Below are 15694 nucleotides of genomic sequence, written 5' to 3' on the forward strand. Positions count from 1 at the left end.
GGCCGCGTCACGTGCCCTGGTGCTCGGGCTGCTCGGGCTGCTCGGGCTGCTCGGGGCGCTCCGGTTCGCCGTGGTGCTCGGTGTGTTCCGGGTGCTGGTCGTGTCCGTGGTGCTCGGGGTCCTCCAGATACTCGGGGCACTCGGGGTTGTGGCACGGGCCGGGCCGCCACACGGGCACGAAGACGCCGAGGGTCTTGTGCCGTCGTTTCACTGTCGTGGTCACGGGTTGCTTGCAGACCGGGCAGACAAGCGCTCCCTGGGGACCTGTCTCGAACTCGACTTTGCTCATTCTTTAACAATAGGCTCAGTTTTCGCAAAGTGGGACAATAGCTGCCCCCGTATCTCCGGGGGAGGAGGTCAGGCCTCCTCCTCCCGGGGAGGCTCCTGTGCTTCCTGCCCGTCCGCGTCCTGCTCGGCGGGGGCAGGGGGAGGAGCCGCCGGGGCCGGCCGGAGCAGGCTGAGGACGACCGATCCCGCCAGGACGACGACGATGACCGCGAGGCTGACCGGTGAGGGGATCTCGGGGATGCTCGTGCTGATCGTCTTGTGCGACGCCTGAAGGACGAGCTTGACGCCGATGAAGGCGAGGATGATCGCGAGGCCCTTGTTCAGGTAGTGGAACCGGTCCAGGAGGCCGGCGAGCATGAAGTACAGGGCTCGCAGGCCGAGGATCGCGAAGGCATTGCTGGTGTAGACGATGAAGGCGTCGTCGCTGACGGCGAGAACGGCCGGGACGCTGTCGACGGCGAAGACCAGGTCGGCCGCCTCGATCGCCGCCACCACCGCCAGGAGAGGGGTGGCCACACGTCTGCCGGCCTCCTTGACGAAGAACTTCATGCCGGCGTAGTCGTCGCGGACCGGCATGATCTTGCGCAGCATCCGCACGGCGAAGCTCTTGCCGGGGTCGAAGCTCTCCTGTTCGTCCTTGAGGAGTTTGTACGTGCTCCAGAAGAGGATGGCGGCGAAGGCGAAGAGCACGGCGGTGAAGCGGCTCACCACGGCGACGCCGAGGGAGAGGAAGATCCCGCGGAAGACCAGGGCGCCCATGACCCCGAAGAACAGCACGCGGTGCTGATAGGCGCGGGGCACCTTGAAGTAGGCGAAGATCACGGCGAAGACGAAGAGGTTGTCGACCGACAGGCTCTTCTCCAGGAGCCACGCGGTCGTGTACTCCGTGCCCGCGGTCGTCCCGAGGACGAGGAAGACGACTCCGCCGAAGATCAGGGCGAGCCCCACCCACAGCGCGCTCCAGGCGGCGGCTTCCTTGAAGCCGATGACGTGAGCGGTGCGGTGCGCCAAGAGGTCCACCGCCAGCGACACCAGCACCGTCGCGGCGAACGCCACCCACAGCCAGACCGGGACCTCAAGCACGCCAGTCACTCCCCGACGGCCCACGCCGGTGCACGGACCCCTCGATCCTATTCTGCGCCCGTACGAAGCTTTTGGGCGATTTTGTCTTTCGCGGAGGTCTTGCGTCGGCGAGCGACTCCGGGCCTCCGAAACTAGCGTGGACGGTACGGACCCCCGGGACGGGAGGGAGCACGGGCATGAGCGCCGCCATGGACAAGGCCAAGGGCAGGATCAAGGAGATCGCCGGAAAGGTCACCGGGCACGAGCGCCTGGAGGCCGAGGGCAGGACGGACCAGGCGAAGGCCAGGATCCGTCAGACGATGACGAGCGTGCGACACCGCGCCGAAGGCATCCGGGACTCCCTCAAGCGCGATCACTCGTAGCCCCGCCCTCGCTGAGCGCGTGATCACGCGTCGATGGAGATGACACCGAGCGGCTCGGTCGTCGGCTGTGTGGAGCCGCCCGCGGGTTCGACGGTGAGGCAGACGGCGACCGCGTCGCCCAAGGGACCCTCCAGGACGCGCGCCGCCCGGTCGCCTGCGCCGGCCAGGAGGCCCGCGGGACGGTAGTCGCCACCCTCGCCCGCGTACCAGAGTTCGTACACCTTGTCGCTCGGCAGTGCCGGGAGGCCGCGGGCGGTGAACGCGGACCGGGCCTGTTCGCGGGAGACGACGACCGCGGCCTCCGCCCCGTCGGCCAACTCACCGGTGTGCACGGTGGCGTCGGGGGCCGTGAGGACCTCCGCGAAAGCGCCGCTCGCCGCGCGGGCCTGCTCCTGGGCCTGGGCGGCGCGGGCGCGCGCGTCCTCGGCCTCCGAGTGCTGCCACGCGGCGACAGCGCCGAGCGCGGCCACCGCGGCGACGCTCGCGGCGAGCGCGAGACGCAGTCCCTTCCGGCCGGGGGAGCCGCCGCCCCCCGGGGGCCCGGCGCCGTGCGGGCGCGGGCGCCCGTCCTGCGCCGTGCGGGAGACCTGCTCCAGGACACGGGCGCGCAGCTCCTCGGGCACCGGGGCGGTCTCGTCGGAGGCGAGAGCGGCGGTGGTCCGCTCGAACTCGGCGACATCCCGGCGGCAGGCCTCGCAGCCGGCGAGGTGGTTCGCGAACGCGGCCTCCTCCGCGGGCGGCAGCGCGTGCAGCACGTACGCGGCGGCATCGAGGTGCGGATCCTCGGGTGGCGTCATGAGCCGGCCTCCAGGCAGTCGCGAAGCCGATGGAGGCCGGTGCGCATACGGGACTTCACCGTGCCCTCGGGGGTGGACAGGGAGTGCGCCACCTCGAGGTAGGTCATGCCCTGGTAGTAGGCGAGCACCAGCGGCACGCGCTGGAGGCGGGCCAAAGCCTCCAGACAGCGGTGGACCCGGCGCTGCTCGTCGCGGCCTTCGACGGTCTCGGCGACCTGGTCGAACTCCCGCTCGGCCGACAACAGCGCGGCACGCCGCTCGCGGTCCGTACCGGCCCGGACGGTACGCACCCGGTCCACGGCCCGCCGATGAGCGAGGGTGAGCACCCAGGCCTTCGCCGTTCCGCGGTCGGGCCGGAAGCGGTCCGCCGTCCGCCACACCTCGATCATGACGTCCTGGGTCACCTCCTCGGCCTGGGCCGGGTTCCGCAGCACCCGGCACGCCAGCCCCATCACCGGCTGGGCCAGCGCGTCGTAGACACCGGCGAACGCCTCCTGGTCACCTTCCGCGGCGCGGAGCAGGAGGGCGTCGACATCGGCGTCCGGTCCGGATGCGTGCAGCAAGGGGCGTCCTCGTCCTCCATCGTGCCTCTGGTGGTCGCTCGTCGGGGTGCTGCGGCCGAGCCGACCCGCTCGGGGTGGCCCGACCCGTCCGACTCGTCCGACTCTGCCGTCTGCGGCGGGGGTGTGCCGCGTGGCCGGGCCAGCCGGGTGAGTGCGGCTCGGGGCGGTGAGGGTCATGACCGCTCCCAGGAGGCGAGAGTGCCTGTGTGAGGGATTCGTTGCCGTGCGGGGCGCGGATGACGGATCGGCGAACGGCTGTCGACGGGGTCACGCGAGGGGACTGTCCGTGGCCCTGACGGGGGCCGGAAGCTCGGTCCCGCCGCGCAGAAACCGGTCCGCCGCGGCCGCGGCCGCCCTGCCCTCCGCGATGGCCCAGACGACGAGGGACGGACCGCGCCCGGCGTCGCCGGCGACGAAGACGCCGACGGATTCCTCCGCACCCGGTGCCGCCGCCGTCGGCCCGAGCGCGGCGAAGTCCGGGGTGCGCGCGAAGGTTCCCCCGGCGTCGGCGGTGAGACCCAGGGGGCCGGTGAGGCCCGGATCCCGGCGCGGGCCACGAAAGCCCAGGGCGAGCAGCACCAGCTGGGCGGGAAGGACGCGGGCCGTGCCCGGCAGCGGGCGTCTGCTCGCGGGTTCCACCTCGTGCAGCACCACGGCCACGACCTGTCCCGACACGTCACCGTCGAAGCGGACCGTGACGGAGGCGAAGGCCCTGGGGTCGGCACCGTCGCGGGCACACGCCTCCTCGTGGGCGTGGGACATCCGGTAGATCCGAGGATGGACGAGCGGCCACGGTTCGTCGACCGTACGGTCCTTGCCCGGCAGCGGGTTGATGTCCACCTGGACGACGGACGACGCGTCCTGGCGCAGTGCGGTGCCGAGGCAGTCGGAGCCCGTGTCGCCCCCGCCGACGATCACGACGTCCTTGCCGCGCGCGGAGAGCGCGGTGGGCAGGGGTACGGGCAGGGGACCGGCCGAGCGGTTGGCCGCCGTGAGGTACTCCATGGCGTGGTGGACACCTCCCAACGCCCGCCCGGGGCAGTCGATGTCACGCGGTTCCGTCGCTCCCGTGGCGACGATCACGGCGTCGTACGAGGCCCTCATACGGGCCGAGTCCACATCACGGCCGACGTCGACGCCCGGGCGGAAGCACGTGCCCTCCTCCTCCATCTGCGCGATCCTGGCGTCCAGCCGGTTCTTGGACATCTTGAAGTCGGGGATGCCGTAGCGGAGCAGCCCACCCACCCGGTCGGCGCGTTCGTACACCGTGACCGCGTGCCCCGCGCGGGTGAGTTGCTGCGCCGCCGCAAGGCCCGCGGGCCCCGATCCCACGACGGCGACCGAGTGGCCTGAGACCCGCGTCGGCCGCAGCGGGCGCACGAGGCCGCGCGCCCACGCCTGGTCGGCGATCGCCTGCTCCACGTTCTTGATCGTCACCGGTTCGCCGGTGAGGGCGAGCACACAGGCGTCCTCGCAGGGAGCGGGACAGAGTCGACCGGTGAAGTCGGGGAAGTTGTTGGTGGCGTGGAGCCGTTCGGAGGCGGCGGCCCAGTCGCCGTGGGCCGCGTACACGTTCCACTCCGGTATGAGGTTGCCGAGCGGGCAGCCACCGTGGCAGAAGGGCACACCGCAGTCCATGCAACGGCCGGCCTGGGCGGAGACCACGGGCAACAGCGGCTGGCCCGTGTGCACCTCGTCCCAGTCTCCGACGCGCTCGTCAGGAGGTCTGGAGGGGGCCGGTCGCCGGGGTGTGCGGAGGAAGCCGAAGGGGTCGGTCATGGTGCCCTCGACATGGCTGGCGGTGCGGGAAGCCGGTGTCCGTGCGGGAAGCCCTGTGTCCGTGCCCCTCATCGTACGTCCGTGCGAGGCGGGTCCACCCACTTCGCCGCCCCGGTCCGCGGAGCGGAACGCGCGGCCGGATGCCGAGAAGTCCCGGCCTTCCTCCATACCTTCCGCCGTCGGCGACGAATCACCTGTGTGGGACACCTGCCCGGCACGCGGACAGCGCAACGCCCATCTCAGGGAGACCTCATGAGTGGCAAGCCGCTCGGCATGGCGGCCACCACCCCCGCGACCCCCGTCGCGACGGCCCCGCCGCGCCTCGACCACGGGGACGCGGCCGCCGTGGAGAAACTCCTCACCCGCCTGCTCTCGGAGGTCGCCCGGCTGGACTCCGTACCACCGGACAGCGACTTCTTCCACGATCTGGGCGCCGACTCGCTGCTCATGGCGCACTTCTGCGCGCGGGTGAGGAAGCAGCCCGGACTGCCGCCGGTGTCCATGAAGGACGTCTATCAGTATCCGACGATCCGCGGACTCAGCGCCGCACTGGTGGCATCGGCCGGGGTACGGCCGGCCAGCCACCCGGCGGAGACGCGCGAGGTGCCCACCGTCGTGTCCGCGTCGCCCGGTGTCGCGCCGGAGAGGCACGCAGCCGTGCCCGCCGTGCCCGCCGCCCCGCTCGGTCGGTCGCGGCCGGTGCTGTGCGGGCTGCTGCAGCTGCTGAGCTACCTCGGCTACGCCCTCCTCATCGCCGTCATCGTCACCCGTGGCTACGAGTGGACAGCGGCGGGCAGCGGCCCGCTCGACGACTACCTGAGGTCCGTGGCGTTCGGCGCGGCCGTGCTCCTGCTCCTGTGCGCTCTGCCCATCGCGGCGAAGTGGCTCCTCATCGGACGGTGGCGGCCGGGGCGGATCCGGGTCTGGAGCCTCGGCTACGTCCGCTTCTGGCTGGTCAAGACACTCGTGCGGACGAACCCGTTGGTGCTGTCCGTGGGATCGCCGCTGTACTCGCTCTACCTGCGGGCGCTCGGCGCGCGCGTGGGCCGGGGCGTCACCGTGCTGTCCCGCAGTGTGCCCGTCTGCACCGACCTGCTGTCCATCGGTGACCGCACGATCGTCCGCAAGGACGCACTGATCAGCTGCTATCGCGCCCGCGACGCCGTGATCGAGACCGGTCCCGTCTCCTTGGGCCGGGGCGTCGTCGTCAGCGAATCGACGGTGCTGGACATCCGTACGTCGATGGGTGACGGCGCGCAGCTCGGCCATGCCTCGTCGCTCCACGCCGGCCAGGCCGTTCCCGACGGAGAACGCTGGCACGGGTCGCCCGCCCAGCCCTCCGACGCCGACTTCCACGGCGTCGAGGCCGCGCGCTGCGGCAGCGTACGGCGTGCCCTCCACACCGTCGGCCAACTCCTCTTCGCCGTACTGATCGTCGCGCCGCTCGCCGTCGGCGGCGTGGACGTCCTGCTCTCCAAGGCCCCACAGCTGGCGGTGGTGCTGGAAACCGGGCCCTCGGCCCTCACCACGTGGACCTTCTACGCGGACCTGCTCGCGCTGACGGCCCTCGTGTTCTTCGCCGCCATACCGCTCGCCCTGCTCGTCGTGGCCACTGTGTCCCGCCTGGTCGGCCGGATCGTGGTCCCGGGGCGGGTGTACCCGCTGTTCGGCTTCCACCACACCCTGCACCGTCTGTCGACGGTGCTCACCAACCGCAGGAGCCTGACCCGGCTCTTCGGCGACAGCACGGCCATCGTGCACTACCTGCGCTGGATCGGATACGACCTCTCCCAGGTGGAGCAGACCGGGTCGAACTTCGGCACGGTCGTGAAGCACGAAAGCCCCCTGATGAGCCAGGTGGGCAGCGGAACGATGGTCGCCGACGGCCTCTCGCTCATGAACGCGGACTACTCCAGCAGCTCGTTCCGTCTGTCGCACACCCGGATCGGAGCCCGCAACTTCCTGGGGAACAAGATCGCCTATCCCGCGCGCGGCAGGACCGGGGACAACTGCCTCCTGGCCACCAAGGTCATGGTCCCGGTGGACGGAACGATCCGGGAGAACGTCGGTCTGCTGGGCTCCCCCAGCTTCGAGATCCCGCGCTCGGTGCTCCGTGACAGCTCGTTCGAGGACATCCACACGGGGCAGGAGCGGCGTCGCAGGCTCGCGGCGAAAAACCGGCACAACGCCATGACGATGGCCTGGCACCTGGTCACCGCGTGGTTCTACTTCTTCCTCGTGACCGTGCTCTACACCGGAGCGGCCGATCTGTACGTGCAGTCAGGCGTGTGGGCGCTCGCCCTCGCCAACGCCGTGCTGCTTCCGTTCACGATCCTCTACTACGTGCTGGTCGAGCGGATCGTCACGTGGTTCGCCCCGCTCGGGTCCCTGTTCTGCTCGATCTACGACGTGCGGTTCTGGCGGCGCGAGCGGTATTGGAAGGTTCCCTCCGAGGCGTATCTCCAGGCGCTGAACGGGACTCCGTTCAAGAGCGCCGTCTGGCGGATGCTGAGGGTCCGGATCGGCAGGAACGTCTTCGACGACGGCTGCGGCCTGCCGGAGCGGTCCATGGTGACCATCGGCGACGGCTGCACGCTCAACGCGGGGAGCGTCGTCCAGTGCCACTCGCAGGAGGACGGCGCGTTCAAGTCCGAGCCCAGCAGCCTCGGCGCGGGCTGCACGCTCGGCGTCGGCGCCTTCGTCCACTACGGCGTCGACGTCGGCGCCCACGCGTTCCTGGACACCGACTGCTTCCTGATGAAGGGCGAGACGGTCCCCGACGGCGACCGGTGGACCGGCAACCCGGCCCGGCCCGCGGAGTTCCCCGACGAGAGTGACGGCGGCGGAGGTGGAATCCGATGACGGTCACACGCGACCTGCGCGACCAACGCGACGTGAGCGACGTACTCCCCGACGGTGGGACGGCCACGACGGGATGGACCGAGGTTCCCCCGTGGACCACGGCTCCGGTTCCGGGCTGGGCCGATCACGCGGTCGTCCTCCCGGCCGCCCTGGCGACCGGCCTGCGGGAGCGTGCCGGGGAGCTGGGCGTACGCCGCTCCTCGATCCACCTGGCGGCGCACGCCAAGGTGCTCGCCGCGCTCTCCGGGGATCCGGCGGTGACCACGGCCCGGCTGATGGCGCCGGGGCGGTGCGTGCCCTGCCGGACGACCGTCGTGCCGGGCACGTGGCGCGAGCTCGTCCGGGACGCGGCACGCGCGGAGGAGCCGCTCGGCGACGGGGGATGGGTGGTCCGGCTCCCCGACGCGTCCGCGTCCGACCGACCCGGCGCCCACGCGGCCGTGTTCGACCCGGACGGCCACGGTCCCGACCTGCCCGGAGACGCGGCCCTCTGCGTCACCGTGCGCGAAGAGGCCGACGGAGAGGTGCTCAGACTCCGCGTCCGCACCGACGCGCTCGACGGCGACGCCGCGGCGCGGATCGCCGGCTACCACCTCACCGCGCTCCGAGCCCTCCTGGCCGAACCGGACTCCCGCCACGACCGCCACTGCCTGCTGTCCGCCCCCGAGATCCGGTTCCAGGTCGAAGGACTGGCAGGACCCCGAAGGCCGCTGCCGGACCGGAGGTTCCACGAGCTGTTCGAGGAACGGGTACGCCGGCACCCGGACGCCGTCGTCGCGGTGCATCGCGGACGGCGGTGGACCTACCGCGACCTGAACCTCCGCGCCAACCGCCTCGCACGGGCCCTGCTGGACCAGGGGCTGCGGCGCGAGGAACCGGTCGGAGTGGTGCTCCCGCGGGACCTGTACTGGATGGCCTGCGTCCTCGCCGTCTTCAAGGCGGGCGGAGCGTACCTGCCGGTGGACCCGGACTACCCGTCCGCACGCGTCGGCGCGATGCTGGGCCGCGCCGCGTGCCGCTTCGTCCTCACCGAGCCGGGCAGCACCGGGCACCTCGACCGGGCACGCGCGTCCTCGGCCGCTCCGCGGGTGCTCGACGCCCCCGCCGTCGCGGAGCGCCCGAGCGACGGCCGCGACCTCGGCGTCACCGTCCCGGCCGACGCTCTCGCCTACGTCTTCTTCACCTCGGGGTCGACCGGGGAGCCCAAGGGGGCGATGGTCGAGCACGCGGGGCTGCTCAACCACCTTCTGGCGAAGGCCGAGGACCTGGACATCGGGGCGGAGACCGTCGTGGCGCAGACGGCGTCGCAGTGCTTCGACATCTCGCTGTGGCAGCTGTTCGCCGGGCCCCTGCGGGGCGGACGGACGCTGCTGGTCGAGCAGGAGGCGGTCCTGGACGCCCACCGGATCCTCGACCTGATCGCCGAGGAGCGGGTGAACGTGCTCCAGGTCGTGCCGTCCTACCTCGACGTCCTGATCTCGGCGCTGGAACGTACGCGGAGGACGCTGCCCGACCTGGCACGCGTCTCCGTGACCGGCGAGGCCCTGCGCGCCGAGCTGGTGAGGCGGTGGTTCCGCGTCAGGCCGGGGACCCCGCTCGTCAACGCGTACGGGCTGACCGAGACCTCCGACGACACCCACCACGAATTCCTGGAGCACGCGCCCGCGGACGACCGGATCTCCCTCGGGCGACCGATCCGCAACGTGCGCGTCTACGTGGTCGACGAGCAGCTGATGCCCGTCCCGCTCGGTGCCCCCGGCGCGATCGCGTTCTCCGGGGTCTGCGTGGGCCGGGGCTACGTCAACGACCCCGACCGCACGGCCGAGTGCTACCGGGCCGACCCGCTCCGCCCCGGGGAACGCCTCTACCGGGGAGGGGACTTCGGCCGCTGGCTGCCCGACGGGAAGCTCGAGTTCCTGGGCCGAAGGGACGCGCAGGTCAAGATCCGGGGGTTCCGGGTCGAGATCGGCGACGTCGAGAGCGCCCTGCTGCGCGTGCCCGGAGTACGCGACGGCGCGGTCGTGGTCACGGGGCCGGAAGGACACGGGCGGCAACTGGTCGCCTTCCACACCGGCGACCCGGCGCTCGGCTCCGATCATCTGCGCGACCAGCTCGGGGAGTTGCTGCCCGCCTACATGGTGCCGGCCTCGTGCCACCGGCTCGACGCACTCCCGCTGACACCGAACGGAAAGGTCGACCGCAAGGCGCTCGGCGCGCTCGCCGAGACGGACGGCCGCGGCGACCGGCGCGGCGACGGCCGCAGCGACGGCCGCGTCGGCTCCGTCGGCGACGCACCCCTCACGGCGACCGAAGAGCGGCTTGTCGACGCGTGGGCCGCGGTGCTCGACGTACCGGCGTCCGAGATCGGGCGCGAGGACGGCTTCTTCGACCTCGGCGGTACGTCCCTGACCGCCGTGCGTCTCGCCGTTGCCCTCGACCGGGTGGTGTCGCTGCGTGACCTGACGGCACGTCCGGTACTGGCGGACCTCGCCGCGCTGATCGACACGCGCACCGGTGTGGCCGACCCGTCGAGGGCCGCGCCCGGCCCCGGCACACCCGCAGGCTCGACACAAGAGAGGGAATCGACATGAGGACCGCACTCTTCCACCGGCAGGAGGCACCGGCGCCGCCGGCCCTGCCGGAGATCGAGACCACACCGAGTGACGCGGGAGCGGCGGCCTGGGCGGCCGAACACCGGAGTGAGGTGCTCGCCGTCGTCGCCGAGCACGGCGCCGCCCTCGTGACCGGCCTCGGTCTGCGCACGGTCTCCGACGTCGAGGCGGTGCTCGGGGGACTGGGCGTCCGCCCGGTGCGCGAGGCCGAGGGCTTCGCCGCCCGCACGCTCCACGCCGACGGCGTCTACTCCTCGGCCGCCTGGCCCGCCACACAGCCCATGTGCATGCACCACGAGCTGAGCTACGCGGGGCGGTTCCCCGGTCTGCTGCTCTTCGCGTGCCTGCGGGCGCCCACCGGGGGCGGAGCGACCGCGCTCGCCGACGCCGCCGCGGTGCTCGAAGCGCTTCCCTTCGCGATCGTGGAACGCTTCGAGCAGGAGGGCTGGTTGCTCACCCGTGCCTACCACGAGGAGATCGGCACCAGCCTCGCCCAGGCCTTCGGCACCACCGACCCCCGCGCCATCGACGCCTACTGCCGCGACAACGGCATCGTCGCCGACTGGCAGCCGGACGGGTCACTGCGCACCCGGCAGCACCGCAGGGCCGTCGTGGCCCATCCGGGCTCCGGACGGCGCTGCTGGTTCAACCAGGTCGCGTTCCTGAACCAGTGGACGATGGACCCGGAGGTACGCGCGTTCCTGATCGACGAGTACGGGCCCGAAGGGCTGCCGTTCAACACCTTCCACGGCAACGGCGACAGCGTCGCCGCCGACACGGTGGAGCGGATCAACAGGGTCTACGCGGCCCACACCGTCCGCAGGTCGTGGCAGGACGGCGACCTGATGCTCGTCGACAACATCCGCACCGCGCACAGCAGGGAGCCCTACGAGGGCCCCCGGCAGGTGGTGGTGGCGATGGCGGACCCCCAGCGGCAGGCCTCGCCCGCCGCGTCGGCCGGGAGGGCAGCGGCATGACCGTCACCCAGCCCCTGCCCGGGCCCGCCCGCTCCCCGGAGGACATCACGGTTCCCCCCTTCGCGGTCGTCCCGGGACGCCAGGTCAAGCAGGTCCTCGACGGCAGGGAGGCGACGGTGACGGCCGTGGTGGAGGCGGCCTATCAGCTGCACGCGGCGGGCCGGACGGTCAACCCCGCCTCGACCTTCCTGCGCTTCCCCGACCGTCCCGCCTCGCGCATCATCGCCCTGCCCGCCTCGCTGTCCGGCGACGCGCACGTCGACGGGCTCAAGTGGATCTCCAGCTTCCCCGCGAACATCACGGCGGGGATTCCCCGGGCATCGGCGGTCCTCATCCTCAACGACCCGGTGACCGGCTACCCCTTCGCCTGCATGGAGAGTTCCGTCATCAGCGCCGCGCGGACGGCGGCCTCCGCCGCGTCCGCCGCGAGCCGGCTCAGCAGGGGCCGCCCCCGTGCCTCCCGCGTCGGATTCGTCGGCACCGGCCTGATCGCCCGCTACATCCACACCTACCTGCGCGGGACCGGCTGGTCCTTCGACCACATCGGGGTCCACGACCGCTCCGCCGACAGCGCCGCGGGCTTCCGGCTGTACCTGGAACAGACCGACGGGGACGGCCGCGTCACCGTGCACAGCGACCCCGAACAACTCATCCGCACCAGCGACCTGGTGGTCTTCGCCACCGTCGCGGGCACACCCCACATCACCGAACCCGCGTGGTTCGACCACCACCCGGTGGTCCTGCACATCTCCCTGCGCGACCTCGACCCGCGGATCCTGCTGTCCGCCACGAACATCGTCGACGACGCGGACCACTGCCTGCGGGCCCAGACGTCACCGCACCTCACCGAACAGCTCACGGGGAACCGGGACTTCGTCCACGGCACCCTCGCCGACGTGATGTCCGGCCGGGTCTCCGTGCCCACGGACCGGACCGTGATCTTCTCGCCGTTCGGACTCGGCGTCCTCGACCTGGCGGTCGGCAAGTACGTCTACGACAGGTTGGCGGGCGCCGGCGAACTGTCCATCGTCGAGGACTTCTTCGACGAGCTGAGCCGGTACGGCTGAGACGGGACCGCCCGGCCCCCGAGGACCGCCCCATGAGAACCGAACGGCCGCAGCGCACGAGGAGGAGAGCACCGTGCCCGTCATCACCGCCCCCCACGCCTTCAATCAGGACGATCTCTACGTCGACCTGATGCCGACGCTCGGCCTCGCCCTCTACCTCAAGTGCGAGGGTTTCAACTTCGCGGGCTCCATCAAGCTCAAGGCCGCGGCGGAGATGGTCGAGTCCGCCGAGCGGCGGGGCGTCCTCACCCCGGAGTCGATCCTGGTGGAGTCCTCCTCCGGCAACCTCGGCGTGGCGCTCAGCCTCATCGCCGCGAACAAGGGGTACCAGTTCGTCTGCGTCACCGACTCGCGCTGCAATCTGACGGCCCGGCTGATGATGGAGGCGCTCGGAGCCCGTGTGCGGGTCGTGTCGGAGGAGAGCGACGGCAGCCTGCTGGGCGGTCGGCTCGCCGCGGTCCGGGACCTGTGCGCCTCCGAACCCCGTTGCGTATGGCTCAGCCAGTACTCCAACCCGGACAACTGGAAGGCCCACTACCGCAGGACGGCGCCCGCGATCGCCCGTGCCTTCCCGCGGATCGACGTCCTGTTCGTCGGCGTCGGGACCACCGGCACCCTGATGGGCTGCGCGCGTTGGTTCCGGGCCTGGAACCGGCCCGTGCGGATCGTCGCGGTGGACACCCTGGGGTCCGCGATCTTCGGAGACCCACCGGGTCGCCGGATGATCCCGGGCGTCGGCATGAGCATGCGTCCACCCCTGCTCGACCGGGCGTACGTGGACGAGGTGGTGCGGGTGGCCGAGGCGGACACGATCCGCACGTGCCGGGCGATGGCCGCGCGTGGCTTCGTCTTCGGCGGATCCACGGGGACGGTCGTCAGTGGTGCGACGGGCTGGCTCGACGCCCATCGCGGATCCGACCTGACCTGCGTGGCGATCTCCCCGGACCTCGGCGAACGCTATCTCGACACGATCTACCACGAGAACTGGGTCCAGGGCCTCTACGGCGACGAGGCCCTGCGCGCCTGACCCCGGCGGCCCGGACCCGCCCCGACCACCACCCGCCGGGACCGCCGGACCGAGGGCCCCTCAGCGGCGCAGGGCCCACTTCTGCACGGACTCCAGCGGACCGGTGGAGAAGCGGCGCAGCCAGAGGGTGGAGCCCGCCATCAGGACGAGGCACACCGCCGCCCACAGCCCCATCACCCACCACGGGTGGGCCGTGTCCCCGAGCCGGGTGGCGAGGCCGAGTCCGATGCCGTACGAGGCGACGACGCACAGCACGTTCTGGAGGACGTACCCGGACAGTGCGGTGCGGCCGACGTTGGTGAGACCGACGGTGAGGAGCCCGGGGCGGCGCACGCGGTCCATCAGGGCACCGATCAGGCCGATGTAGCCGATCGCGACCAGCGGCGCGGCGCAGTAGCGGCTCATCAGGAAGAAGGCCTCGCCGCCGACGGCCGTCAGCGCGGTGAGCGGGATGCCGAGCCCCAGCCCCCAGGCGAGCATCCGGGTCCGGATGCGCCGGCCGGTGTCGTCGGAGCCGAACGCGCCCGCGCGCAGCAGCCGCACGCCGAGCAGGAAGAGGAAGACCAGAAGGCCGAAGGAGAGGACCGGTTCGAGCCGCAGCGCGATCATGTTCTCCAGGCGGAAGGAGACCTGCTCCAGGTAGCCGCCCTCCGCGTAGAGGTCGACGACCCGCTGCGAGACACCACCCGTGGTCCCCTCGCCCGTCCCGTCGTCCGGAGCGGCGGCCAGTGCCGCGGTCAGCAGACCCATCAGGGTCAGGTGCAGTCCGGCGGCCCACCACATGACACGTCGTCGCGTCCGTTCCGAGCGGGTCAGCAGATGGGCCACGACCAGGGCGGTGACCGCGTACCCCATCAGGACGTCCCACGCGAAGACGAGCACGAAGTGCAGCGTGCCCTCGGCGAACAGGAACAGGGCCCGCCATCGGTAGCTGCCCGGCCAGGGCTGTCCGCGCCTGGCGGCGGAGTCGTACTGGATGGCCAGGCCGACGCCGAAGAGGATGGTCAGCATCGAGAGGAACTTGCCGTCCGCGAGGAGCCGGAACACGCTCTCCGCGGCGCCCGGCAGGGATCCGAAGCCGGCCGGCCCGGTGCCGCCGGACTGTAGGACGCCCCACTCGGATCCCGGTCCGGTGAAGATCCACACGTTGGTCATGAGCGTGCCGAGGATCGCGGCTCCCCGCAGCACGTCGAGCAAGGCCAGCCGCCCCCCTGCGGCGGCCCCGGCGGGTGCGGCGGCGGTGTCCGAGGCGGAGGCGGGCGTCGCGAGGGGTGCGCTGCGGGAGGTCTCGGTCATGGACCCATCGTCCGGGCGCGCGGCGCGGTGCTCGTCGTGACCGCAGACGAACTCCCCCTCCGTCGAACGATGTAGAGGAGCCGGCGGGCCTCCTCCCCACGGTCGTCGGAGTACGCGGCGGAATCAGTGATTCGACGCGCAAACGATGCGAGTTGCAGCGCATTGTTCTGCCGCGTGAACGTGAAGGGACACGGGATCCGGTGAGGTCCCGCCGGGCGCCGCTCCCGCGGCGGTCGTCCGGATCCCCAGGGGAGGCGAGCGCCCCCACCCGGAGGAGGAACCGTCATGACCGCACACCGGATCACCGGCGACCTCGCTGCCACGACGGAGCCTGGAACCCACCGCACGGCACCCGTCGAAGAGACCGACCACTGGATCGACCGCGGATTCGAGCAGGGTGACGAGCGCTGCCTCGCCGCCGCCTACCAGCGCTGGGGCGGGCTCGTGCACACCCTGGCCACTCGGGCGCTCGGCGATCCGCGCGAGGCCGAGGACGTCACCCAGCAGGTGTTCGTCGCCGCCTGGCGCGGGCGGGCCAACTTCCATCCCGAGCGCGGCAGACTGCCCGCGTGGCTCACCGGCATCACCCGCCGGAAGATCGCCGACGCGCTGACCGCCCGGACCCGCCGAAGGGAGCTCGCGGAGGCCCTCGGCGCCTCCCTGGGGAGCGAGGGCGGCGCCGTCGAGGAGCCCGAGGGCGTGCTCGACCGGATCGTCGTCACCGAAGAACTGGCACGGCTGCCCCGCGTCCAGCGCGACGTCCTGAGCCTCGCCTACTTCGGGGACCTCACCCAGGTGCAGATCGCCGACCGCACCGGGATGCCGCTGGGCACGGTCAAGAGCCACGCCCGCCGCGGCCTCCAGCGCATGCGCCACAACCTCGCCGTCGCCACGACCGCCGGCTGATCCGGCCCGTCCGGCGGGGCTTCGGCTCCGAACACAGAGAGAAAGCGCACCGACCGCGCCCCGAGGGGCGCCGGC

13 protein-coding genes are annotated in these 15694 nt (G+C 72.0%); 7 read left to right on the top strand and 6 right to left on the bottom strand.

Annotated features, from left to right (window positions below; genetic code table 11):
* Positions 1-7: 7 nt before the first annotated feature.
* Positions 8-223 (bottom strand): hypothetical protein, encoded by a 216-nt coding sequence (locus tag ACF09C_RS27495; protein WP_392095235.1) that lies wholly within the window; start codon positions 221-223, stop codon positions 8-10.
* Positions 224-357: 134 nt separating this feature from the next.
* Positions 358-1371 (bottom strand): TerC family protein, encoded by a 1014-nt coding sequence (locus ACF09C_RS27500; protein WP_392095237.1) that lies wholly within the window; start codon positions 1369-1371, stop codon positions 358-360.
* Between the two features lie 176 nt (positions 1372-1547).
* Here ACF09C_RS27500 and ACF09C_RS27505 point away from each other — a divergent pair, with 176 nt between their 5' ends.
* The gene (locus tag ACF09C_RS27505; RefSeq protein WP_362415290.1) at positions 1548-1733 is read left to right on the top strand and encodes a CsbD family protein; all 186 of its coding nucleotides are present in this window, start codon (positions 1548-1550) and stop codon (positions 1731-1733) included.
* Positions 1734-1756: 23 nt separating this feature from the next.
* Here the strand turns inward: ACF09C_RS27505 and ACF09C_RS27510 are convergent, their stop codons facing one another.
* The 3 genes from ACF09C_RS27510 to ACF09C_RS27520 form a co-directional block, all read right to left on the bottom strand.
* Positions 1757-2530, bottom strand: a complete 774-nt coding sequence (locus tag ACF09C_RS27510; RefSeq protein ID WP_392095239.1) for an anti-sigma factor domain-containing protein — start codon at positions 2528-2530, stop codon at positions 1757-1759.
* A complete protein-coding gene (gene sigK, locus ACF09C_RS27515; protein WP_392095241.1) occupies positions 2527-3093 on the bottom strand; it encodes an ECF RNA polymerase sigma factor SigK in 567 nt (188 codons plus the stop codon). The genes ACF09C_RS27510 and sigK overlap by 4 nt, the downstream gene beginning before the upstream one ends.
* A 267-nt stretch (positions 3094-3360) precedes the next feature.
* Positions 3361-4872 (bottom strand): glutamate synthase subunit beta, encoded by a 1512-nt coding sequence (locus ACF09C_RS27520; protein WP_392095242.1) that lies wholly within the window; start codon positions 4870-4872, stop codon positions 3361-3363.
* Between the two features lie 252 nt (positions 4873-5124).
* Here ACF09C_RS27520 and ACF09C_RS27525 point away from each other — a divergent pair, with 252 nt between their 5' ends.
* The 5 genes from ACF09C_RS27525 to sbnA all read left to right on the top strand — a co-directional run bounded on the left by ACF09C_RS27525 (position 5125) and on the right by sbnA (position 13417).
* Positions 5125-7734 (top strand): Pls/PosA family non-ribosomal peptide synthetase, encoded by a 2610-nt coding sequence (locus ACF09C_RS27525; protein ID WP_392095244.1) that lies wholly within the window; start codon positions 5125-5127, stop codon positions 7732-7734.
* Positions 7731-10325 carry an amino acid adenylation domain-containing protein gene (locus ACF09C_RS27530; RefSeq protein ID WP_392095245.1) on the top strand — a complete coding sequence of 865 codons (2595 nt, stop codon included), beginning with the start codon at positions 7731-7733 and terminating at the stop codon, positions 10323-10325. Before ACF09C_RS27525 ends, ACF09C_RS27530 begins: the two co-directional genes overlap by 4 nt.
* Positions 10322-11323 carry a TauD/TfdA family dioxygenase gene (locus ACF09C_RS27535; protein ID WP_392095246.1) on the top strand — a complete coding sequence of 334 codons (1002 nt, stop codon included), beginning with the start codon at positions 10322-10324 and terminating at the stop codon, positions 11321-11323. The genes ACF09C_RS27530 and ACF09C_RS27535 overlap by 4 nt, the downstream gene beginning before the upstream one ends.
* Complete coding sequence (gene sbnB / locus ACF09C_RS27540) at positions 11320-12390, top strand: 2,3-diaminopropionate biosynthesis protein SbnB (RefSeq protein WP_392095248.1); 1071 nt, start codon at positions 11320-11322, stop codon at positions 12388-12390. The genes ACF09C_RS27535 and sbnB overlap by 4 nt, the downstream gene beginning before the upstream one ends.
* Positions 12391-12463: 73 nt before the next feature.
* Complete coding sequence (gene sbnA / locus ACF09C_RS27545; RefSeq protein ID WP_392095249.1) at positions 12464-13417, top strand: 2,3-diaminopropionate biosynthesis protein SbnA; 954 nt, start codon at positions 12464-12466, stop codon at positions 13415-13417.
* Between the two features lie 60 nt (positions 13418-13477).
* Here the strand turns inward: sbnA and ACF09C_RS27550 are convergent, their stop codons facing one another.
* Positions 13478-14713 (bottom strand): DUF418 domain-containing protein, encoded by a 1236-nt coding sequence (locus ACF09C_RS27550; RefSeq protein WP_392095251.1) that lies wholly within the window; start codon positions 14711-14713, stop codon positions 13478-13480.
* Positions 14714-14998: 285 nt separating this feature from the next.
* On the opposite strand from ACF09C_RS27550, the gene ACF09C_RS27555 reads away from it, so the two are divergent.
* Entirely contained in the window at positions 14999-15619 is a 621-nt protein-coding gene (locus ACF09C_RS27555; RefSeq protein WP_392095253.1) for a sigma-70 family RNA polymerase sigma factor, read from the top strand.
* The last annotated feature ends 75 nt before the right edge of the window (positions 15620-15694 follow it).

The organism is Streptomyces sp. NPDC014870 (assembly GCF_043081505.1).
GTDB lineage: Bacteria > Actinomycetota > Actinomycetes > Streptomycetales > Streptomycetaceae > Streptomyces.